This window comes from Caulobacter sp. X (assembly GCF_002742635.1).
GTDB lineage: Bacteria > Pseudomonadota > Alphaproteobacteria > Caulobacterales > Caulobacteraceae > Caulobacter.
In genome coordinates, this window is the sequence record NZ_PEGF01000001.1 from 2,560,650 (window position 1) to 2,582,142 (window position 21,493).

22 protein-coding genes and 1 pseudogene are annotated in these 21,493 nt (G+C 69.4%); 11 read left to right on the plus strand and 12 right to left on the minus strand.

The window, feature by feature from the left end:
* Positions 1-41 precede the first annotated feature (41 nt).
* Positions 42-920 (plus strand): isoaspartyl peptidase/L-asparaginase family protein, encoded by an 879-nt coding sequence (locus CSW60_RS11910; RefSeq protein WP_099537439.1) that lies wholly within the window; start codon positions 42-44, stop codon positions 918-920.
* Positions 921-932: 12 nt separating this feature from the next.
* On the opposite strand, the gene CSW60_RS11915 is transcribed toward CSW60_RS11910, so the two are convergent.
* The 3 genes and pseudogenes from CSW60_RS11915 to CSW60_RS24015 form a co-directional block, all read right to left on the minus strand.
* Positions 933-1,925 (minus strand): GlxA family transcriptional regulator, encoded by a 993-nt coding sequence (locus CSW60_RS11915; protein ID WP_099537440.1) that lies wholly within the window; start codon positions 1,923-1,925, stop codon positions 933-935.
* A gap of 67 nt (positions 1,926-1,992) precedes the next feature.
* Positions 1,993-2,265: a DUF4242 domain-containing protein gene (locus tag CSW60_RS11920; protein ID WP_099537441.1), complete on the minus strand. Its 273-nt coding sequence runs from the start codon at positions 2,263-2,265 to the stop codon at positions 1,993-1,995.
* Positions 2,266-2,502: 237 nt separating this feature from the next.
* Positions 2,503-2,583 (minus strand): annotated as a pseudogene (locus tag CSW60_RS24015) (hypothetical protein); the annotation flags it as partial.
* A 500-nt stretch (positions 2,584-3,083) separates the two neighbouring features.
* Here CSW60_RS24015 and CSW60_RS23475 point away from each other — a divergent pair.
* From CSW60_RS23475 to CSW60_RS23145, 4 genes are all read left to right on the plus strand, one after another.
* Positions 3,084-3,383, plus strand: a complete 300-nt coding sequence (locus CSW60_RS23475; protein WP_099537442.1) for a hypothetical protein — start codon at positions 3,084-3,086, stop codon at positions 3,381-3,383.
* An 81-nt stretch (positions 3,384-3,464) separates the two neighbouring features.
* Positions 3,465-3,770: a hypothetical protein gene (locus CSW60_RS11935; RefSeq protein ID WP_099537443.1), complete on the plus strand. Its 306-nt coding sequence runs from the start codon at positions 3,465-3,467 to the stop codon at positions 3,768-3,770.
* Between the two features lie 109 nt (positions 3,771-3,879).
* Positions 3,880-4,005: a hypothetical protein gene (locus CSW60_RS23140; RefSeq protein WP_143324160.1), complete on the plus strand. Its 126-nt coding sequence runs from the start codon at positions 3,880-3,882 to the stop codon at positions 4,003-4,005.
* A 421-nt stretch (positions 4,006-4,426) separates the two neighbouring features.
* On the plus strand, positions 4,427-5,353 hold the full coding sequence (locus CSW60_RS23145) for a hypothetical protein (protein ID WP_143324162.1): 927 nt from the start codon (positions 4,427-4,429) through the stop codon (positions 5,351-5,353).
* A gap of 26 nt (positions 5,354-5,379) precedes the next feature.
* Here CSW60_RS23145 and CSW60_RS11940 read toward each other — a convergent pair whose 3' ends face one another.
* From CSW60_RS11940 to CSW60_RS11955, 4 genes are all read right to left on the minus strand, one after another.
* The gene (locus CSW60_RS11940) at positions 5,380-7,119 is read right to left on the minus strand and encodes a heparinase II/III family protein (RefSeq protein WP_099537444.1); all 1,740 of its coding nucleotides are present in this window, start codon (positions 7,117-7,119) and stop codon (positions 5,380-5,382) included.
* A 4-nt stretch (positions 7,120-7,123) separates the two neighbouring features.
* Positions 7,124-7,783 carry a ribulose-phosphate 3-epimerase gene (gene rpe / locus CSW60_RS11945; RefSeq protein ID WP_099537445.1) on the minus strand — a complete coding sequence of 220 codons (660 nt, stop codon included), beginning with the start codon at positions 7,781-7,783 and terminating at the stop codon, positions 7,124-7,126.
* 84 nt (positions 7,784-7,867) lie between these two features.
* Positions 7,868-9,151, minus strand: a complete 1,284-nt coding sequence (locus CSW60_RS11950; RefSeq protein WP_099537446.1) for an RsmB/NOP family class I SAM-dependent RNA methyltransferase — start codon at positions 9,149-9,151, stop codon at positions 7,868-7,870.
* Between the two features lie 58 nt (positions 9,152-9,209).
* Positions 9,210-9,617: a hypothetical protein gene (locus CSW60_RS11955; RefSeq protein WP_099537447.1), complete on the minus strand. Its 408-nt coding sequence runs from the start codon at positions 9,615-9,617 to the stop codon at positions 9,210-9,212.
* Between the two features lie 98 nt (positions 9,618-9,715).
* Between CSW60_RS11955 and CSW60_RS11960 the strand changes: the two genes are divergently transcribed.
* Together CSW60_RS11960 and ggt are read left to right on the plus strand one after the other, a co-directional pair.
* A complete protein-coding gene (locus CSW60_RS11960; protein ID WP_099537448.1) occupies positions 9,716-9,937 on the plus strand; it encodes a DUF1674 domain-containing protein in 222 nt (73 codons plus the stop codon).
* Between the two features lie 69 nt (positions 9,938-10,006).
* A complete protein-coding gene (gene ggt / locus CSW60_RS11965) occupies positions 10,007-11,710 on the plus strand; it encodes a gamma-glutamyltransferase (RefSeq protein WP_099537449.1) in 1,704 nt (567 codons plus the stop codon).
* A 123-nt stretch (positions 11,711-11,833) separates the two neighbouring features.
* Here the strand turns inward: ggt and pyrF are convergent, their stop codons facing one another.
* Positions 11,834-12,535 carry an orotidine-5'-phosphate decarboxylase gene (gene pyrF / locus CSW60_RS11975; RefSeq protein WP_099537450.1) on the minus strand — a complete coding sequence of 234 codons (702 nt, stop codon included), beginning with the start codon at positions 12,533-12,535 and terminating at the stop codon, positions 11,834-11,836.
* A gap of 86 nt (positions 12,536-12,621) precedes the next feature.
* Between pyrF and CSW60_RS11980 the strand changes: the two genes are divergently transcribed.
* The gene (locus CSW60_RS11980; protein ID WP_099537451.1) at positions 12,622-13,317 is read left to right on the plus strand and encodes a MarC family protein; all 696 of its coding nucleotides are present in this window, start codon (positions 12,622-12,624) and stop codon (positions 13,315-13,317) included.
* A 45-nt stretch (positions 13,318-13,362) separates the two neighbouring features.
* Entirely contained in the window at positions 13,363-14,613 is a 1,251-nt protein-coding gene (locus CSW60_RS11985) for a UbiH/UbiF/VisC/COQ6 family ubiquinone biosynthesis hydroxylase (protein WP_201723021.1), read from the plus strand.
* Positions 14,614-14,744: 131 nt separating this feature from the next.
* Here CSW60_RS11985 and CSW60_RS11995 read toward each other — a convergent pair whose 3' ends face one another.
* The 4 genes from CSW60_RS11995 to CSW60_RS12010 form a co-directional block, all read right to left on the minus strand.
* A complete protein-coding gene (locus CSW60_RS11995) occupies positions 14,745-14,942 on the minus strand; it encodes a Trm112 family protein (protein ID WP_099537452.1) in 198 nt (65 codons plus the stop codon).
* Positions 14,943-14,967: 25 nt separating this feature from the next.
* On the minus strand, positions 14,968-15,633 hold the full coding sequence (locus tag CSW60_RS12000) for an LON peptidase substrate-binding domain-containing protein (RefSeq protein WP_099537453.1): 666 nt from the start codon (positions 15,631-15,633) through the stop codon (positions 14,968-14,970).
* 24 nt (positions 15,634-15,657) lie between these two features.
* Complete coding sequence (gene trxA / locus CSW60_RS12005; protein WP_099537454.1) at positions 15,658-16,566, minus strand: thioredoxin; 909 nt, start codon at positions 16,564-16,566, stop codon at positions 15,658-15,660.
* 101 nt (positions 16,567-16,667) lie between these two features.
* Positions 16,668-17,171: a prolyl-tRNA synthetase associated domain-containing protein gene (locus tag CSW60_RS12010; protein WP_099537455.1), complete on the minus strand. Its 504-nt coding sequence runs from the start codon at positions 17,169-17,171 to the stop codon at positions 16,668-16,670.
* Positions 17,172-17,248: 77 nt separating this feature from the next.
* On the opposite strand from CSW60_RS12010, the gene CSW60_RS12015 reads away from it, so the two are divergent.
* On the plus strand, positions 17,249-17,995 hold the full coding sequence (locus tag CSW60_RS12015; protein WP_099537456.1) for a DUF6065 family protein: 747 nt from the start codon (positions 17,249-17,251) through the stop codon (positions 17,993-17,995).
* 106 nt (positions 17,996-18,101) lie between these two features.
* The gene (locus CSW60_RS12020) at positions 18,102-21,425 is read left to right on the plus strand and encodes an amidohydrolase family protein (RefSeq protein WP_099537457.1); all 3,324 of its coding nucleotides are present in this window, start codon (positions 18,102-18,104) and stop codon (positions 21,423-21,425) included.
* Positions 21,426-21,493: the final 68 nt, after the last annotated feature.

The window sequence follows — 21,493 nt, forward strand, 5'->3', positions numbered from 1 at the left end:
GGCCGGGACGCTAGCGCGGGACGCGCCGCCAAGGAAGCAGAATGTCAAACAAGTGTTTTAGCCTCGCCCTGCACGGCGGCGCCGGCGCGAAACGGGGCCACGACTACGCCGGCGAGATCGCCCACATGCGCGGCCTGGTCGAGGCCGCGCGCGACCGCCTGGCCGCCGGCGCCAGCGCCCTGGACGTCGCCGTCGAGACGGTCGTCGCCCTCGAGGCCAGCGGCCTCTACATCGCGGGGAGAGGCGCCTCGCCCAACGCCGACGGCGAGTATGAGCTGGACGCCAGCCTGATGGACGGGGCCACGCGCCTGGCCGGTTCGGTCGCCGCCCTGCAAGGCTTCAAGAGCCCGATCCTGGCCGCCCGCGCGGTGATGGAACAGACGCCCCACGTCATGCTGGCCGGCCAGGGGGCGATCGACTTCGCCCGCGACCAAAACCTCGAGCCCGTCGAGGACCCGGACACATGGTTCACCCGCGCCGGAGCATTCGAGGACAACCACCCGCCGGACACTCTGCCCACCGGCACGGTCGGCTGCGTGGTCCGCGACGCCGAGGGTCGCCTGGCCGCCGCCACCTCGACCGCCGGTGTGTTCGGCAAGCGGCCTGGCCGGGTCGGCGACTCGCCGGTGATCGGGGCGGGGACCTATGCCGACGGCCATGCCGCCGTCTCCTGCACCGGCCAGGGCGAGTACTTCATCCGCGCCGCCGTCGCCGCCCAGATCGCCCATCGCGTCCGCTTCGGCGGCGAGGCGCTGGAGGCCGCCGCCCAGGCCGCCATCCAGGAGGTCGCCGACCTCGGCGGCCACGGCGGGCTGATCGCGGTGGACGCCTCGGGAAACATCGCCATGCCGTTCGCCTCCAGCGGCCTCAAGCGCGCCGCCCTGCTGCCGGACGGGACCATCCTCAGCGCGGCGTTCTAGACACGCCACGCCCTAGTACCCCCGCACCGCCATCGGCGCGAAGTGGGCGCGGTATTCGGTTGGGGTCATGCCCGAGCCGCGCTTGAACAGCCGCCGGAAGAAGGCGACGTCGTCGTAGCCGACCGCCGCGCTGATCGTCTGCACCGGATCGGCGCCGCGCTCCAGCATGGCCTTGGCCGCCTCGATCCGCAGGGCCTGCAGGTAGTCGGCCGGCAGCCGTCCGGTGGCCGCCTTGAAGCGGCGGGTGAAGGTGCGCGCGCCCATCCCGGCCTGGTCGGCCAGGGTCGCGACCGAGACGTCGTGGCGGAAGTTGGCCTGCAGGAAGCTCTCGATCGCCCGGATGCGTTCGTCGGCGTGGGCCTTGGACACCGGCAGCATGGCGTAGCCCGACTGGTGGACGCGCGGCATCGGCAGCAGCAGGGCCTTGGCCGTCTGCAGGGCCACGGCGTGGCCGCAGAACTTCTCGACCAGGTGCAGGCTGATGTCCATCGAGGCGCAGACGCCGCCGCTGCACAACACCCGGCTGTCCTCGGTGACGAACAGCTCGGGCCGCCAGCGCACCTTGGGCCAGCGCGCGGCCAGCTGGTCGGCGACCGCCCAGTGGGTGGTGGCCACCCGGCCATCCAGCAGGCCCGCCTCGGCCAGATAGGCCGCGCCCATGCAGACGCCGGCCACGTGCGCGCCCTGGGCGTGAAGGCGACGCAACCAGGGCAGGAGCGCGCTGTTCTCGATCAGTTTCTCGTCCAGCTCCAGGCCCGAGGTCGGCACGATGACGATGTCGGTGCGCTCGACCGCGTCGATCGAGTCCTGCGGTCCCAGCATCAGGCCATACGGACTTCTGGCCGGATCGCCGCGGGGCGAGACCACCCGCACCCGAAAGGCCGGCTCGGTCGCCTGGCCCATCAGTTCGTTCCACAGCCGGCCCGCGCAATGGAAGATCTCCATCGGCATCACCGCCGTCGAGGCCAGGCCGTCGTCCAGCACGACCACTGTCACATCGAGCATCGCTTGGCCTCCCAGGCCTCAAGTCGGATGCGGAGCCCCGCAGGGGGTCGAGGCTCCGCCACGGACGTCAGCCCGCCGTCACGGGACTGATGACGCCCGCCACCTCGGTGATGCGCGTGGCCGGGAAGCCGCTCAGCGCCGCATGCTCACGGATCACCGACTCGTCCTCCGCGAGGTACACGCAGAAGGTCTTGTCCTTGGTCACGAACGACTCCACCCACTGGACGCGAGGGGCCAGCTTGGCGAGGGCGGCGTTCGACGTCGCCGCCGCGCCCTTCAGCTGCTCGGCGTCCATCTGGTCGACGCCCGGAATCTCGCGCTCAATCACGTACTTCTTCATAAGGTTCTCCATCTTGGGTTGGGGGCGGGAACCTGCCGAACGTCGTTCTTTGACGTAAGGGGACGATCCGGACAATAAGCGGGGGTGATCGGGTCCGGCGGAGACGCGAGGGCGCCGCTTCACGCGGCTGGCCGCTGAAGGGATGGAAAGGGACGCGGAGCGCCGGACGACGTCCGGTGAACTTTGATAAATACCGTTTCGACGAAGCCCGACGCTCCGCGCGACCGTTTTCCACCAGCGTCCCGTCGGGTGGCCCTGTTCAGGCCTTACCGGGACCTGGGCGCTTCCGTTTCCAGAAGACCCAGCGGTCGAAGAGGACGGGCTTCCAGCCAGACACGCCCTTTTGCCTTCAACCACGCCGACGGCGGGCGGGTGAGCCCAGCAAGCTCAGCCCCGGACCGTCCGAGTATCCCCCTCGAACCTGTCCCCGCTCGATCGCCCCCCGCCGCCACGATGGTCGCTGGCCATGCGCCCTTTCCCCGCGACGAGGTGGGTAAAGGATAAGGGCGGTTTCTACGCGGATGATGGAGCGGGGTGTAAAAGTGGGAAGTGGTTGAAATCGCTCACTTCGAGTCCGGATACGCGGATCACAGAGCGCCGCGAACGCTCGTGAAGATCCTCCCCCGTGACACGGGGGAGGTGTCGGCGGAGCCGACGGAGGGGGCGAACTGGAAATCGGCCGAGCTAGCCCCCTCCGGCCCTCTGGGCCACCTCCCCCGCATCGCGGTGGAGGATCTTGGCGCCCGCCCGACCCCGCCTTTGCGACTCAAGCGAACGTCGTTACCCTAACGTCAGAGTAGCCCCACGCGGTGTTCGCCATGACCGTTCACGCCGTTTCCCGGATGCGCCGAGCCCTGGTCGTGCTGTACGCGGCCGGCATGGGCGCGATCCTGGTGGTGGCGGTGCTGCTGTATCGCGAGGGGCAGTGGAAGCTGCTGGCGCCGGTCGGCGCGGCCTTCGGCGCCGCCTCGGCGGGTTTCGTGGCGCTGATGCGGCTGGCCGATCGCCACGCCACCCTGGGCCTGACCCCCGGCCGCCGCCGCCTGCTGCTGGCCTTCCTGACGCTCAGCCTGGCCGTCATGGCCTTCGCCCTGGCGACGGCCCTGCGGCTGCTGTAGCGGCGGGAACGTCGCGGCTATGCAACTCTGAGTCTTTTGATTACGGTCAAGCTTGCTCCAAGCCCAGTCGGGACGATCCTGATGAAGACGAGCTCGCCGCCTCGCGGCCGCCGCGCCCTGTCGGCCATGCTGATCCTGTGCCTGGCCTATGGCGTGGCGATGGTCGTCATGGCCAGCCTGCTGTCCAGCCAGCACGAGGGCCCCCGCTTCATCGTCGGCGCCGCCGCCATTGCGCCCCTGACCGCCGTCGCCATCCTCTACGCCACCCTCCGAGACCACCACGGCCTGGTCCTGGCGCCGCGCCACAAGCGCCTGCTGCTTCTGGCGCTGGCGGGCGGGGTGGTGCTGGGCGTAGGCCTGGCGGGGGTCGTGCTGGCGATGGGGTAGGGGCCCTCTCTCCTCCCCGATCGGGGGAGGGGGACCGCCGAGACCTTCACTCAAAAGCGCCCGTCATTCCCGCCACAAGGGCGGGAATGACGGAGGGTGTTGGTTCTTTATGGGAAGCGCCCAGGGCGGGAGCCATCCTTACATCTCACGGCGAGACGATCGCTGGACTGACCGGGTTGCTCAAGGACGGCGCGCAGCGCCGCCGCGCGGCGGCCGCCCGGAGGGCGGTCCTTGACCAACCCGGTCAGTCCAGCACGCTCCAGCCTTCGAGAGGTGTGAGGGTGGCCGCGCCAAAAGTGACGCTAGCTAAGAGGCCGGGGTCGCGAAGGCAGTGCTATTTTCAAAAAAATGGCGGGCATGCTAGAAGCACACCCGCCAGTTGGATCTCTCTAATTTGGCTCACCTAAGGCCGCCGGTCCCCGCGAAGGACTTGGCGGTCTTTCTCGTTTGCCCCTACCGCGTTCGTGAGCGTAACGCGGCGAGAGCGACCCTCCTAAGAATCATCTGCGCCTCCGAACTTGTTGGAGCTTTGTCGCATCCCCGCGCGCCGTCGTCAACTTCTATTGCTTCAATTGCTTGCGGTGCCTCCGCTCCAATTGCTTATCGTGACTGCTTGTGATAGCTCAGGCGCAAAGCTTCCTGTTGGGAATCAGAAAATGGCACGCGCTCAGAGCCCAGGTTATCCGAACGCCTCTCTTCCGAAGGCCATCCAAAGCATCCGCCAAATTTTTGACGCTGATCGGCGTAACCCAATTGATCGAGAGGTTGCGGCGAAGCATATTGGCTACAGTGGCTCGAGCGGTGCAGCTGATAAGGCTATTGCAACGCTCGCACACTTTGGACTTACAGAGAAAGTTGGTAAGGGGGAAGTCCGAGTTAGTCAGCTTGCAGTCGATATTATTCATCCAGACAAGCCAGAAGATCGAAAGAAATCATTGTTTCAGGCGGCGTTTAGTCCGCAAATATTCAAAGATATCTATGATCGTTTTGGGGCTCATGTCTCCGAGGGTGCCTTAGAGTCCTATCTTAAGCGCGAGAATTTTCTCGATCGCGCAATTGGGCCGGTTACGAAGGCCTACCTGGAAACTTGTCGCTTTCTGGAGCAGGAAAAGGCGTTCGAAGGCGGTGACGGCGCGGCCTCAAAAGCTGAGGATTTGGCGCAGGTAAAAGGTAGCGAGGCACAAAATATCACCTTCGGCGGCGCTCGCCTCGGGGATCTGGTTCAATGGGAGTCGCAAGGCGTCCTTCAATTCGATAAGCCGGCACGAGTTCGTTTTATTTCTGACGATGGCCTATGGGTCGGCGTCGAAGGCAGTGATACCGGCGTTCCTATGAGTGAAGTGATTGTTGAAGAGCGAGCCGCTGCCGCGGCGCCCCGGTTCGTAATACCAGACGAAAAGCCTCGTGAAGTGCCAGCCGAACCTGGTGAAGTCGAGTGGATGCGCAACCGGCTTGGAGGAGAAACTAAAGTTCGTCTGATGGTTAGCGGCGAGATGGGGCCGAAACAGATTGGCAAGCTGATCAAGCTGCTAAAAGCTCAGCAGGCCGTTCTCGCCGATGACGATGAGGATGACGACGACTAGGCTGTTGCCTATAGCGGCCCACGCCCCTACCCCTCCGCCCGCGTCAGCTTCCACCTGATCTTCGCCCCCACCTCCGGGCGGACCTGGCTCTTGAGCACCACCTGGCCGGCCTTCCTCGCCAGGCCGTGGTCGAAGTGCGCCGACGGCGCGATCTCGACATCGACCGCGTCGTTCCTCAGCCACCAGCCGATATTGTTCGGCCCCCGGATCAGCACGCTCTTGCCATCGCGGGCGATCGAGGCGCGGGCCTCGGGGTGCAGGTGGAAGCGCACGGCGAAGGGCAGGTAGCGGCGCGGGCCGGACGCGGCGCCCAGGTCCTGGGCGGTTAGCGGCGTCAGGCTGTCCTCGCCGCGCAGCTCGTCGGCGACGGCGTCGAGGAACAGGCGGCGGGTGTGGGTCAGGCCGACATGGCGCCAGCCGTCGTGGACGATGTCCAGCCACACCCCGCCGACGTCGTCGTGGCGCTCGGCCGAGACCTGGGTGGCGCCGTCGACCAGCCAGGGGCCGAGCGCGCGGGCGCGGAAGCCCGACAGCGGCCGGCCGGCCGAGCCGTCGCCGACCGAGACGGTCGAGGCGGCGTCGGACAGGCGGAAGGCGTGGGCGCCGGCGGCCTCGGGGCTCCAGCCGCAGCTGGTGATCAGCCGGTCCTTGGCGCACAGGATCTCGATGGCGGCCGGCTGGGCGCAGGCGGCGATCGACAGGAACCCGGCGGCGGGCGGACCGCAGTCGGCGATCAGTTCGAGCGAGCCGCCGACCATCTTCTGGTAGCCGCTGTGCGGAGCGCTCATCAGCGGGCGCGGGCCGCTGTCGTCATGAGCCAGGGCCGCGGCGATGCGCGTGGGCCCCACCGTCTCGCCGCCGTGGAAGGCCGCCAGGTGGCCATCGCCCAGGGTGAAGAAGCGCGCAGCGGTCGACAGGCGGTCGATGGCGCGGGCGGCGGCCTCGGGCGTCGGCTTGCCGCGCTGGCGCAGGGCGTCGTCCAGGGTCAGGAGGTCGAACAAAAGCTCGACCCCGGCCTCGGGCGAGCGGGTGGCGTGGCCGCCGTCGGGCAGGACGATGCGGTCGATGTGGCGGGCGAGAGCCTTCAGGCCCTTGTCGATCAGCACGTCGCCCGGCTTGCCGGCCAGGACGCAGCCGGCGATCGTCGCGGCGACGGCGCGCTCCAGGGCGCGGGCGGGGATCTTGGTGATCTCGGCCAGATGGCGGGCCTGGCGGGCGAGGTCCCGGCGCAGGTCGGCGGCCTCGGCGTCGCTGGCCTCGGCGGCCAGGGGGCGGGCGGCGCAGGCCAGGTGGAAGACCCGCCGCTCCAGGCACTCGGGGCCCCAGGAGAAGGCGTTCCACTTGCCGAACACCCGTCGCCAGTCGTCGAGCAGGCGAAGCGCCCGACGCGCGCCGTCGGGGCCGGCCGAAACGAGGTCGGGCAGCCAGTCGAAGCGGTGCAGGCTGACGGCGAAGCGGCGCGTGGGGCTGGCGGTGTTGAACGGGTCGCCCGCCTCGCCGATGCGCAGAGAGCCGCCGTCCAGCGCCAGGGTCCCGGCCAGGACGCGGCGGCCGGCGCCGGCGTTGGTCGGCCGCGGATCGCGCGGATGGGCGGCCAGGGCCTCGACCTTGCGGCCAGAGAGGATCAGGCGGTGCGGGCCGCAGCCATACCACTCGCGCTCGACGTGGGTGGAGAGCTCGGCCTTCAGGGCTCGCCAAAAGACCCGGGCCCGCTTCCTGGCGGGAGGACGATAGCCGTTGGCGGAACGCTTGACGGCTGGGGCCAAGGGGTCAGCCGCCCTTCAGCGCGCGGATGTTGGCGGCGTAGGCCTCGCGGCCGCCCTTGAACACCGCCGAGCCGGCGACGAGGGCGGTGGCCCCGGCGGCCACGCATTGCGGGGCGGTGACCGGGGTGACGCCGCCGTCGACCTCCAGAATGATGTCGAGACCGGCCTTGTCGATCATCTTGCGCAGGGCCTCGACCTTACGCAGCTGGCCGGGGATGAAGCTCTGGCCGCCGAAGCCGGGGTTCACCGACATGACCAGCAGCAGGTCGACGTCCTCGAGGATCCACTCGACATGGTCGATGCTGGTGGACGGGTTGAAGACCACGCCCGCCTTGGCGCCCAGCTCGCGGATGCGCTTGAGGGAGCGGTGCAGGTGCGGGCCGGCCTCGGGGTGGATGCTGATGATATCGGCCCCGGCGGCGCGGAAGGCCTCCAGGTAGGGGTCGGCCGGGCTGATCATCAGGTGCGCGTCGAACGGGATCTTGGCGTGCGGCCGGATGGCCCGAACGACGTCCGGACCCAGCGTGATATTGGGCACGAAGTGGCCGTCCATCACGTCGACATGCACCCAGTCGGCGCCGGCCGCCTCGATGGCGGCGACCTCCTCGCCCAGGCGGGCGAAGTCGGAGGCGAGGATCGACGGGGCGATGATCGGCGCGGTCATGCGCCTGGGATAGCGGGCCCGAGTCGCTCTGTCATCCCAGGCGGGACTCGTTAAGCGTAGAAATGGGGAAGCTTGACCTTAGGTTCAGCGCGCTTTGCGAAACCGCGCGGCGAAGAAGCCGTCCTGGCCGCCGTCCAGCTGGTGTGGGAGCAGGCGCAGGGTTCCGCGCGCGGTCAGGCTGGCCTGGGGCGCGCCGGCCTCTCCTGGCTGGATCCGGTCCAGCGTCATGTCGGGGCGGCGGGCCAGGAAGGCCTCGACCTGGGCCTCGCCCTCCTCGGGCTCCAGCGAGCAGACGCAATAGACGAGGCGCCCGCCCGGCTTGAGGCGCCCGGCGGCGCTGTCGAGGATGCGCGCCTGGACACTGGCCAGGCTGGCGACGTCGCTGGGCCGCGCGGCCCACAGCACGTCCGGATGGCGGCGGAAGGTGCCGGTGGCGCTGCACGGGGCGTCCAGCAGGATGGCGTCGAAGGTCCGCGTGTCCTCCCAGGTCGCGCCGTCGGCGGCGACGACCTCGGCGGAAAGGCCGGTGCGGACCAGGTTCTCCTCCAGGCGCTTGAGGCGCGCGGCCGAGCGGTCGAGGGCCGTGACGTCCGCGCCGGCGGCGGCCAGCTGCAGGGTCTTGCCGCCGGGCGCGGCGCAGAGGTCGAGCACGGCCTCGCCAGTCTTGACGTCCAGCAGCCGGGCGGGAACGGCGGCGGCGGCGTCCTGCACCCACCAGCCGCCGTCCTCGAAGCCCGGCCAGGCCGCGACGTCGCCCTTGCGGCGCAGGCGCAAGGTTCCGCCGGGCAGGATCTCGCCCTCCAGCGCTTCAGCCAGGGCGGCCGCGTCGGCGCCGGGCTTGAGGGACAGGTCGGTGGCGGGCTCCAGGGCGATCTGGGCGGCGATCTGGCGGGCCGTGGTCTCGCCGAACGCGGCGACCCAGCGGGAATAGAGCCAGGGCGGGGCCAGGAGGGTGGGATCATCGCTGGGCGGGGCGTCGCGCAGCAGGCCGCGCAGCACGGCGTTGACCAGGCCCTTGAACGGGCGGCTGGTCTTGTTGGCGCCGGCCAGCTCGACCGAGGTCGCCACGGCGGCGAAGGCCGGGACCTCCAGGTGGAAGGCCTGGGCCGCGCCGAGGCGCAGCAGGTTCATGACCCGGTCCGGCGGCGCCTTCTGCAGGCGCGCGGCCAGGGCGCGGTCGATGGGGCCCAGGTGGCGCAGCACGGCCATGGCCAGGGCGCGGGCGAAGGCGCGCTCGCGCGGTTCCAGGAAGCGGAAGCCGTTGGCCGAGGCGGCTTCGTCGAGGCCGCCGCGCCGCGACAGGGCCGCGTCGATCAGGGTCAGGGCGGCCTCCCGGGCGGGGAGGCCGTCGTTCAGTTCTTGAGTCACCGCCTCGCCGTGCCAAGAGGCGCGCCCGAGCGCAAGCGGATTCGACGCGGGCCGCGTGCTAGACGGCGTTGGCCACGGTGCGGAAAAGGCTCCGGATCGCGGTGACGCCGAACACGAAGAAGCCCAGCGCGACCAGCAGAGAGCCGGCGGTGATCATCGGGCCGTAGACCGCCGGCGGGGCGGCCTGGCCCAGGTACATGCCCACGCCCGGGATCATCAGCAGCACGCCCAGGTTCGAGATGGCGAAGTTCGCGGCCTTGACCTTGCTGGACACGTCCTGGCCGAGGGTGGCGTAGAAGGTCCCCATCATCGCCAGGCTCAGCCAGCCCAGAAGATTGAGGTGGGCGTGGGCGGAATAGGTGGCGTGGTTCTGGGTGATGCCCATGGCCAGGCCCCAGCAGACCCCGATCATGGCGTAGAAGGCGGCCGACGCGAAGAAAGCGTGCGGCCAGCGGCTGCGGCTCATCTCTAAATTACCCCGATATTCGAACGTTGTTATCTTGGAGCCGGGGTTGAACAGCATGTGGCTGGCGGCTTCAACCGCGATGATGTTAAACCTTTGTCATGTCTGATCTTCCCGCCGCCCCCTCCGAAACTCCAGAAGTCCCCGGCGCCGCGCCCGGCAAGGCCTTGAGCCCGGCCGCCCGTCGCGCCCTGGAAGAGGCGGCCGCCCGCCGCGCGGCGGAAGAGGCGCTGTCCTTGCCGCCCGAACAGGGCGGTCGCGAGGGCCCCGAGCCGACCCGCTTCGGCGACTGGGAGAAGAAGGGCGTCGCGGTCGACTTCTGAGGTCCGGCGGCTTCCCTAAGCCAGAGAAGTCCCGCTAACCTCCTGGCTTCGCCTGGGGAGGTCTTCGTCTTGCGCCTGTTCGCCCGTCTCGTCGCGAGTTTCGCGGCCGCGTTCCTGCTGACCGCGCCGCCGGTCCATGCCGCGTCGCCGAAGGCCAGGCCCGTCGCCGCTCGCGCCCTGACCGCCGGGGCCGTGGCCTCGCCGGATCGCTACGGCGCCCTGGCGGCCCAGGAAATCCTCAAGGCCGGCGGCAACGCGATCGATGCGGCGGTGGCGACTGGTTTCGCCCTGGCGGTGACCTATCCCGAGGCCGGCAATCTGGGCGGCGGCGGGTTCATGACCGTGTACATGAACGGCAAGCCCTACTTCCTCGACTATCGCGAGACGGCCCCGGCGGCGGCCACGGCCGACATGTACCTGGGCCCCGACGGCCAGGTGATCGAGGGGCTGTCGCTGTTCGGCAATCTGGCGGCGGGGACCCCGGGCACGGTGCGGGGCCTGGCCATGGCGCACAAGCGCTTCGGCAGGCTGCCTTGGGCGCGGGTGCTGGCCCCGGCGATCCGCTACGCCCGCGACGGCTTCCTGGTGAACGACCAGTTCGCCGGCATGCTGAGCCGCGAGGTGCCGCCCGAGTTCCAGAAGACCAATTTCCGCGCCTATTTCCCGCCAACCAAGGCCGGGACGATGTTCAAGCAGCCCGAGCTGGCCGCGACGCTGCAGCGGATCGCCCAGCAGGGCGATAAGGGCTTCTACGAGGGCAAGACCGCCGAGCTGATCGTGGCCCAGATGGCGCGCGGCGAGCGCAAGGGGCTGATCACCAAGGCCGATCTGGCCGGCTACAAGGCCGTCTGGCGCGCGCCGGTGACGGCCAAGTGGCGCGGCTATGACGTGATCACCGCCCCGCCGCCCAGCTCGGGCGGGATCGCCCTGATGCAGATGCTGCTGATGAAGCAGGACGCCGCGCCGCTGTTCAAGGGCCAGGCGCTGAACGGCGAAAAGTACGTCCACCTGGTTTCGGAGATCGAGAAGCGCGTCTTCGCCGACCGCGCCGAGTATCTGGGCGACCCCGACTTCGTGAAGGTCCCGGTCTCGAACCTGATCGATCCGGCTTACGTCGCCCGCCGCGCCAAGGAGATCGATCCCGACAAGCCCTCGGCGACCAAGGCGGTGACGCCGGGCCTCGGGAAGCTGGAGACCACCCACTATTCGATCGTCGACAAGTGGGGTAACGCCGTCTCGAACACCTACACGATCAACGGCTGGTTCGGCTCGGGCGTGGTGGTGCAGGGCGCGGGCTTCCTGCTCAACGACGAGATGGACGACTTCTCGGCCAAGCCCGGCGCGCCCAACATGTTCGGGGTGGTGGGCGGCAGCGCCAACGCCATTGGGCCGCTGAAGCGGCCGCTATCGTCGATGACCCCCACGATCCTGACCAAGGACGGCCGCGTGGCCATGGTGATCGGCACGCCCGGCGGCTCGACCATCTTCACCTCGGTGTTCCAGGTGCTGGCGAACGTCTACGACTTCGACCTGTCGCTGCAGGACGCGCAGAAGCAGCCGCGCTTCCACCACCAGCTGCTGCCGGAAAACACCATCATCGTCGAAAAGTTCGCCCCGCCGGCGGCCGGGGTGAAGAGCGCGCTCGAGGGCAAGGGCTACAAGTTCGTCGAGCACTCGCGGATTGGCGACATCGCGGCGATCCAGGTGCGCGGACGCACGCCGGTTCCCGAGCCCGATCCCCGCGCGCGCGGGGTGGGGTTGGTGGTGAAATAGTTCTTCCCCCGCGATGCGGGGGAGGTGGCCTAGAGGGCCGGAGGGGGCGAGCTGGAGCGACGCCGCATTAGCCCCCTCAGTCGCTCCGCGACAGCTCCCCCGCATCGCGGGGGAGCATCTGGTTCAAACCCCCGCGATCTCCGCGATCACCTTCAGCGCCGCCTCGCGCGGGTCGTTGGCGGCCGTGATCGGGCGGCCGCAGACCAGATGGCTGGCGCCGGCGCGGATGGCGGCTTCGGGCGTGGCGGCGCGGGCCTGGTCGTTCTTGGCCGCCCAGAAGGGGCGCACGCCGGGGGTGACGATCAGGAAGTCCGGGCGGCCGGCCGCCGTGGCGATCTCGCGGGCGAGACCCGCTTCGTGCGGCGAGGAGACGATGCCGTCGACGCCGCAGTCGATCGCCTGGCGCACGCGGCGCTCGACCAGTTCGCGAGCCCCGAAGGCGTAGCCCATCTCGATCAGGTCCGCGTCGGTCAGGCTGGTCAGCACGGTGACGGCCAGGATCTTCAGCGACGACGAACCCCGCGCCAGAACCGCCGACTTCATCACCTGGGGCTCGGCGTGGACGGTCAGCAAATCACAGCCGCTCTGGGCCAGCACGCGGGCCGAGCGCTCGACCGTGGCGCCGATGTCGTGGAGCTTCCAGTCGAGGAAGATCGACTTGCCGCTGGCCTTCAGCTCACGGGCCAGGGTCATGCCGTCGCTGGCCAAGAGCTCCAGGCCGATCTTGTAGAAGCTGACCGCGTCGCCCAGGCGCTCGACCATGTCGCGGGCCTCCTCGACGGTGGGCAGGTCGAGCGGCACGATCAGGCGCGGGTCGGCGGTCATGTTTTGGTCCCCGGGGTTGGCGCGCGCGGCCGTTCACCCTAGGAAGAGGCGAAGCTTGGGCGCGATCTGAAAGGTAGGGACGTCGAATGACCGAGGCCAAACTCGCCGTCAACTTCTTCGTCGCCCTGTTCGCCCTGATCGACCCGATCGGCAACGTGCCGCTGTTCGCCGCCGCCACCCTGGGCGCGGCCGCGGCGGGGCGGCGGATGGTGGCCGTCTATATCGGCCTGTTCATGACCGCGTTCCTGATCTTCTTCTATTTCACGGGCGTGGGCCTCCTGGCCTTCTTCGGCATCTCGATGCCGGCCTTCCGGATCGCCGGCGGCATCATCCTGTTCATTCTGGGCCTGGACATGGTGCGCGACGACTTCACCACCATGTTCGCCGACGCGGCCGAGGGGCTGGAGGACCAGTCGCCGCGCGCCTATGCCCGCAAGCGGTTCGAGCGGCTGATCGTGCCGTTCGCCATGCCGCTGCTGATCGGGCCCGGCGCGATCTCGACCGTGATCATCTACGCCGCCGAGGCGAGGCCCCTGGGCCTGGCCGGGGCGGGCATCGGGGTGGCGGTGATCGCCGCCGTCTCGCTGGTCGTCGTGGCCGCCTTCTGGGCCGCGCCGCTGATCAGCCGGGCGCTGGGCCGGATCGGCATGAGCATCGTGGTCCGGGTGCTGGGCCTGATCCTCTGCGCCCTGGCGGTGCAGTTCGTCATCGTCGGCGTGGGCGACGCCACGCGCGGCCTCGTCCGCGCCGACGCCAAGGCCCCTTACGCGGAAAAGAAGTAGCCGCGCGTCTGGACAGGCTCGCGGGACGGGGCCCATATCCCCATCATGCGCGCTTACGATGCTGACGTGATCATCGCGGGCGCCGGCATGGCCGGCGCCACCCTGGCCCTGGCCCTGAAGTCCGGCGGTCTCAAGCCCTTGCTGGTCGATCCCCAGCCGTTCGACGCCCAGCTGGCGCCGAGCTTCGACGGGCGCAGCTCGGCCATCGCCTATTCCTCGTTCCGACAGTGGCGGGCGATCGGCGCCGGCGAGAGCCTGGAGCCGCACGCCCAGCGCATCGAGCAGATCCTGGTCACCGACGGCCGCACGCCCGGCGCGGCGGCCCGCAAGCCGTCGGCCTCGTTCCTGCGCTTCGATTCCAGCGAGATCTCCGGCCGCATCGAGGGCGAGCCGCTGGGCTATCTGGTCGAGAACCGCCAGATCCGCGCGGCGCTCTCCAAGGCCGTGATCGAAAAGGACATCCCGGTCATCGCCCCGATGGCGGCCAAGAACCTGGAGGTCACGGCGGGCGCGGCGCGGCTGATCCTGTCGGACGGTCGGGCCCTGACCGCGCCGCTCGCCGTCAGCGCCGAGGGGCGCGGCTCGGTGCTGCGCCAGGCGGCCGGCATCGGCTGCATCGGCTGGGGCTATGGCCAGAGCGGCGTGGTCTGCACGGTGAAGCTGGAGCGTCCCCACGAGGGGGTGGCCCACGAATATTTCCTGCCCAGCGGACCGTTCGCCATCCTGCCCTTGACCGAGAACCGCGCCAGCCTGGTCTGGACCGAGAGCACCGCGCGCGGCGAGGCCCTGCGCCACGCTTCGCCGGAGATGTTCCACGCCCACCTGATGCGCCGGTTCGGCGATTTCCTGGGTCAGGTCGAGGTGGTGGGGCCGACCTTCGTCTATCCGCTGTCGCTGCTGCTGGCCGAGCGCATGACCGCGCCGCGCCTGGCTCTGATCGGCGACGCCGCCCACGGGGTGCACCCGATCGCGGGGCAGGGGCTTAACCTGGGTCTGAAGGACGCGGCGGCGCTCGCCGAAGTGCTGGTTGAGGCCGTCCGCAACGGCGAGGACATCGGCGCCGAGGCTGTGCTGGAGCGCTACGCCCGCTGGCGGCGGTTCGACACCGTCACCAACGCTCTCGCCTTCGACGCCTTCGTGCGGATCTTCTCGAACGACAATCCGCTGCTGCGCGCCGCGCGCGGCGCGGGCCTGGCGGTGGTCAACCGCATCGCCCCGGCGCGTCGGTTCTTCATGCACGAGGCCGGCGGCGGGGTCGGGGATTTGCCGAAGCTGCTGCGGGGGCAGAGGCTTTGAGTTCCTCCCCCGCGATGCGGGGGAGGTGGCCCAGAGGGCCGGAGGGGGCCGGCTGGACGCGCGCCGCGTTAGCCCCCTCAGTCGCTCCGCGACAGCTCCCCCGCATCGCGGGGGAGCATCATGATTAGCCCCTACTCGCTGAGCTCCCGCGCCTCTTCGGGCAGCATGATCGGCACGCCGTCGCGGATCGGATAGGCCAGCTTGGCCGAGCGGCTGATCAGCTCGCCGGCGGCGCGGTCGTATTCCAGCGGGCCGCGGGTCACGGGGCACACCAGCACTTCCAGCAGGCGCGGATCGACATCGACGGGGGGCGGGGCGGCTTGGGTCATGGCGCCTGTCTACTGGCCCTCTTGGCTATTGAATAGAGGTCGGTTCGTCATCGTCGCTGCTGGCCGCGTCGATCTCCAGCAACGCCGTAAGGGTCGCCTTGCGCTCGAAGATGGTCTCGGCCTCCAGCAGGGCCTGCTTCTCCATCGGGTCGAAGGGCAGGGCCATGGCCAGGCTGTTGATCAGGGCGTCGGAGGGCGCGCTCTCGGCGTCGCCCCAGTCGATGGCCAGGCCCCGGTGGTCGAGATAGCGGCGCAGGGCGACCAGCAGCCGGTCGATGTCGGCGGCGGTGCGCTCGCCGGCGCCGTCCTCGCGCAGGTCCGGCTCGTAGGGCGTGAAGTCGACGCGCATCTGCCGGTAGGGCGTGCGCACCGGCAGCTCCTCGCCGGCCTTGAAGCGGCAGAGACCCGTCAGGGTGATCAGGTAGCGGCCGTCGCTGGTCTCGGCGAAGCTGGTGACGCGTCCGGCGCAGCCGACCGGCGCCAGGGCCGGCCGCTGGTGGTCGCCGCCCGGCCGTGTCTGGATCATGCCGATGATCCGCTCGCCGGACATGGCGTCGTCCAGCATGTTGAGATAGCGCGGCTCGAAGATGTTCAGCGGCAGCTGACCGCCCGGCAGCAGCAGCACGCCGTCCAAGGGAAAGACCGGGATCACCAGGGGTAGGTCGCCAAGCTTTCGATAGACGGCCGGCATGGACTCTCCGTGGGCTTTGAAGTCCTAGCTAAACAGGATCGAGGATAGCTTCCGTCGCCCTTGTTTGGCGACTTCCGAGGTCGGGCCGGCGGCCTCGAACACGGTCAGCAGCTGTTTGCGGGCGGCCTCGTCGTTCCAGGCGCGGTCGCGGGCGATGATGGTCAGGAGGTGGTCGGCGGCGGCCTGCAGGCGCCCGGCGCCGGCCAGGGCCTTGGCCAGTTCGAAGCGGGCCTCGTGGTCGTCGGGATCGGCGGCCAGGCGCTGTTCGAAGGCCGCCGTTTCGGAGGGAGCCTCTTGCGCCAGGGCCAGGGCGGCGCGGGCGGCGTCGAGGTCGGGATCCTTGGCGTCTGCGGGGGCCATGGCCACGACCTCGGCCGCGCCCTCCAGGTCGCCGCCCATCACATAGGCGCGGGCCATGCCGCCGAGGGCCTTCACATTGGTCGGGTCGGTCTGCAGGGCCTGGGCGAAGGCCTGGGCCGCGCCGCCGACGTCGCCGATCTCCAGCGATTCCTTGCCGAGCGCGATCAGCTCGTCGAGCGGGCTCTCGCCGCCGCCGGCCTTGGCGAGCTTCTCGACGAAGGCCTTGACCTGGCTCTCGGGCAGAGCGCCCTGGAAGGCGTCCACCGGGCGCCCATCGACGAAGGCGTAGACGGTCGGGATCGACTGCACGCGCAGCTGGCCGGCGAAGGCGGGATTGGCGTCGACGTCGATCTTCACGAGCTTCACCGCGCCGTTCGCCGCGTTGACGACCTTCTCGATCGTCGGGGTCAGCTGGCGGCACGGGCCGCACCACGTCGCCCAGAAGTCGACGATGACCGGCTGGGTCTTCGACGCTTCGATGACGTCGGCCATGAAGGTGGCGTCCGAGCCATCCTTGATGTGGTCGCTCTTGCCCGAGGCGGGGGCGGCGGGCTTTTCGCCGATCAGGGACATCGGGTCTCTCGTGTACGGTACGGGGCAGGAAACGCTTTACTCGCCAAGATGGTCCTTGGCGGGCGCGGGCGCAATGATGCGATCGCTTGACAGGTGGCGGATCAGACGACGGCCATCGCCTCGAAATCGACGATCATCGGCTCGATCTCAAGCGCCGCCAGGAACTTGCGGAAGCCCGCCTGGCTGACGGCGGTGGTGGCGTCGTTCTTCAGCGGGTGGAAGTTGACCGGGTCGCTGTCGGCCAGGGCCTTGTCCAGCACGAAGCGGACACGCTTGTCCGTATCGTTGATCAGGCCAAAGGCGGTGACCGAGCCGGGCGTCACGCCCAGGGTTTCCAGCATCATCGCCTCGGGGCCGAACGACAGCCGGCCAGAGCCGATCACGTGATGCAGCTTCTTCAGGTCGATCCTGGTCTCGCCCAGCGCCGAGATCAGCCACAGCTGGCCCTTGGCGTCCTTGAGAAACAGGTTCTTGGTGTGGCCGCCGGGCAGGGCGGCCTTGATCTCCAGCCCCTCCTCGACGCGGAACACCGGCGGGTGGTCGAGGGTCTTGTGGTCGACCCCGTGGGCGTCGAAGAAGGCGAACAGGTCGGCTCTGGTCTTCATGCGGTCTCTCTAGACGGCCTCCACTCGCGAGCGCTAGACCTGATTCCAAGGGGCAGGAAGCCAAGCAAAGGACCGGCATGGAACTGGAGTGCTATCCCACCGAGAACCGTCCGCCCGAGATCGTGCCGGGCCGGCCGCAGCGCGCCTGGATGGACCGGTTCGCCGAGCGCCACCCCTATCGCTGCCTGCCGCTGACCATGGCCAACACCACCGGCTGGGACATCCTCTGCCCGGTCGGCTTCTCGATGACCTGGGACGGCGGGGCGCACCAGGAGTGCATCAAGTTCCAGCCCGACCACCCCTATCCAGGCTTCCAGGACTTCGTGAAGTCGCACTTCACCCGAGGTGTCGTGACCTTCCACACCGGCTATCTGTTCCGCACGCCGCCGGGCTGGTCGGTGATGGCCATGGGGCCGCCCAACCACATCAAGGACGGCATCCAGCCCCTGGCCGGGGTGATCGAGACCGACTGGCTGCCGTTCCCCTTCACGATGAACTGGATGTTCACCCGCCCGGGCACGGTGCGGTTCGAGAAGGGCGAGACCTTCTGTTTCATCATGCTGATCCAGGACAAGCCGATGGAGGCCTTCCAGCCGGTGATCCGCTCGATGAACTCCAATCCGGAGCTCCGCCGCCAATACGACGTCTGGGCCGAGAAGCGCACCGAGTTCAACAACCTGATCTTCAAGCGCGACCCCGAGGCCACCAAGGAGGCCTGGCAGCGCTTCTACTTCAAGGGCGAATACCCCGAGGAGATCAAGGCCGAGGCCCCCAGCCACCACGTCAACAAGCGTCGCCTGAAGTCCCCCAAGCTGGGCGTCTAGGCGCCCGCCGCCCCACAGCCGCAACCGTCAAGCGCGGCCGTGACTCCGCTCGCCTTCCCCCCTAGGGTTCCGTCCGGAGCCTGAGGATGGGCACGGGGGAAATCGAATGGATCGTCGGCTGACGGCGCTGGCCGCCTTGTTGTTGATGTCGGGCTCGGCCCTGCCGCAGATGGCCCTGTCGCAGACGGCGTCGCCCAGCGCCGCGAGCGCGGCCAAGCCCGACAAGCCCGAGAAGTGGAACGTCAACGCGCCCCAGGGCGTCGCCACGCGCGAAGTGCGCATCGCGGTCGACAACGGCACCTGGATGAATGTCGACGTCTCGCGCGACGGCAAGATGATCGCCTTCGACCTGCTGGGCGACATCTATGTCATGCCGATCGCGGGCGGGACGCCGACGCGGATCGCCGAAGGCCTGGCCTACGACCAGCAGCCGCGCTTCTCGCCCGACGGCAAGCGCATCGCCTTCACCTCGGACCGCGGCGGCGGCGACAACATCTGGGTGATGAACCTCGACGGAAGCGACAAGCGCCAGCTGACCAAGGAGGACTTCCGCCTTCTGAACCAGCCCAGCTGGAGCCCGGACGGCCGCTTCATCGTGGCCAAGAAGCACTTCACCACCAGTCGCTCGCTGGGCACCGGCGAGGTCTGGGTCTACCACGTCTCGGGCGGCGGCGGCGTCCAGCTGGTCAAGCGCGCCAGCGAGGCGCTGCAGAAGGAGCTGGGCGAGCCGATCTACGCGGCCGACGGCAAGAGCGTCTTCTACACCCGCAACGTCACGCCCGGGCCGATCTTCGAATACGCCCAGGACTCCAACACCACCCTGTTCAACATCGAGCGCTACGACCTGGAGACCGGCGAGGTGACGACCGCCGTCTCGGGCCTGGGCGGTTCGGTGCGCCCGACGCCGTCGCCGGACGGAAGCAAGATCGCCTTCGTGCGTCGCGAGCGGACCAAGTCCAAGCTCTATGTGAAGGACCTGGTCTCGGGCGAGGAGCGCAAGATCTACGACGCCCTGGACCAGGACGTGCAGGAGACCTGGGCGGTCACCGGCGTCTATCCGAACATGGCCTGGACGCCGGACGGCGCTAGCGTGGTGTTCTGGGCCGGCGGCAAGATCCGGCGCGTCAACGTCGCGGATGGCGCGTCCAGCGTGATCCCGTTCAAGATCGACGACACCCGCGTGGTGGTCGACGCGACCCATCCGCAGGTCGAGGTCGCTCCCGACCGCTTCGCCACCAAGATGCCGCGCTGGGCCAGCGTCTCGCCGGACGGCAAGTCGGTGGTGTTCGAGACCCTGGGCAAGCTCTGGATCAAGTCCACGTCGGGCGGCGAGCCGCGCCGGCTGGTCTCGAGCGACGAGGCCGAGTTCGAGCTTTACCCGTCGTGGTCGCGCGACGGCCGCACCATCGTCTTCGTCGGCTGGACCGACGCGAGCCTGGGACGCCTGCGCACGGTGGCGGCCAGCGGCGGCGCGGCCAAGGACGTGATCGCTCAGCCGGGCCACTACGGCGCGCCGCGCTTTTCGCCGGACGGCAAGACCATCGTGTTCGAGCGCCGGGGCGGCGGGGGCCTGACCTCGCCCCGCTGGTCGCAGGATCCGGGTGTGTACCGCGTGGCGGCCTCTGGCGGCGTTCCGGTGCGGATTTCGCGCGGCGGCGGCGATCCGCAGTTCGGCGCCTCCAACGACCGCGTGTTCATGCTGATGTCCGAGAAGGACAAGCGGCAGCTGGTCAGCACCGACCTGAACGGCCAGGCCAAGCGCGTCCACGCCAGCGGCGACATGGTCAACGCCTATCAGGTCTCGCCCGACGGCCGGAACGTCGCCTTCCGCCAGAACTACGAGGCCTTCGTCATGCCGCTGATGCCCGGGACCCAGGAGGTCGCGGTCGATCAGAAGGGCGGTCCGCTGCCGGTGACGCGGGTCAGCGCCGAGGGCGCGGACTTCATCAACTGGTCCAAGGACGGCAAGCAGGTCCATTGGAGCATGGGGCCGACCCTGTTCACGGCCGAGACCGACGCGCTCTACGCCAACGCCCCCGCCGCCGACGGCGCGGGCAAGGACGACGGCAAGTTCAAGCCGGTCAAGACCGGCCTGTCGCTGTCGATGGAGGCGGTCGCCGACAAGCCGACCGGCGTCGTGGCCCTGACCGGCGCGCGCATCGTCACCATGGCCGACAAGAGCGGCGGGATCATCGACAACGGCGTGATCGTCATCAAGGGCGACCGCATCGTCGCGGTGGGGCCGAAGGCCGGCACGCCCGTGCCCGCCGACGCCAAGGTGGTCGACGTCGCGGGCAAGACCATCATCCCCGGCCTCGTCGACGCCCACGCCCACGGGCCGCAGGGCGATGACGACCTGGTGCCGCAGCAGAACTGGTCGGCGATGGCCAACCTGGCCATGGGGACGACGACGATCCACGATCCCTCGTCCCGCGCCGCCGAGATCTTCGTCGCCGCCGAGCTGCAGCGCGCCGGCAAGATCCTGGCGCCCCGCACCTTCTCGACGGGCGAGATCATCTACGGCGCCAAGGCGGCTGGCGTTTATGCCGAGATCAATAGCCTGGACGACGCCCTGGCCCATGTCCGCCGGCTGAAGTCGCAAGGCGCCAACAGCGTCAAGAACTACAACCAGCCTCGCCGCGAGCAGCGCCAGATGGTCGTGGTCGCGGCCCAGAAGGAGGGCATGGAGGTCGTGCCCGAGGGCGGGTCGCTGTACGCCATGGACGTGACCCTGGTCCAGGACGGCAACGCCACCGTCGAGCACAACCTGCCGGTGGACCGCTTCTACGACGACATCGTCAGCCTGTGGTCGCAGACCAAGACCAACTACACCCCGACCCTGGTCGTGGCCTATGGCGGTCTGGCGGCCGACCCGTACTGGCGCCAGCACATGGACGTCTGGACCCATCCGCTGCTGTCCAAGCACGCGCCGCCGGCCCTGCTGGCGGCCCGCAACGTGCGCCGCCAGGCCGCTCCGGAAGAGGACTATGTCGACGCCGCCACCGCGCGCGAGGCCAAGAAGCTGGCCGATCGCGGCGTCCAGGTCGCGATCGGAGCGCACGGCCAGCAGGCGGGTCTTGGCCCGCACTGGGAGCTGTGGTCGTTCGTGCGGGGCGGCTGGAGCCCGGTCGAGGCCCTGGCCGCGGGCACGATCAACGCGGCCCGCTCGCTGGGCTACGCCAAGGACGTCGGGTCGCTGGAGGCGGGCAAGCTGGCCGACCTGCTGGTGCTCGACGCCGATCCCACCGTCGACATCCGCAACAGCGACAAGCTGTTCCGCGTGATGCTGGGCGGCCGGCTCTACGACCCGGCGACCCTGAACGAGACGGTGACGGGCAAGCGCGTCCGCCAGCCGTACTGGTGGGAGCGCTCGGGTGAGACCTGGAGCGGCGGCCAAGGCGGCGCTGATCACACCGACGACGTCGGGTAGGTCGGACTTTTAGACCCCTAAACCGTGTCATCCCGGCCGAAGCGTAGCGGAGCGCCGGGACCGAGGGG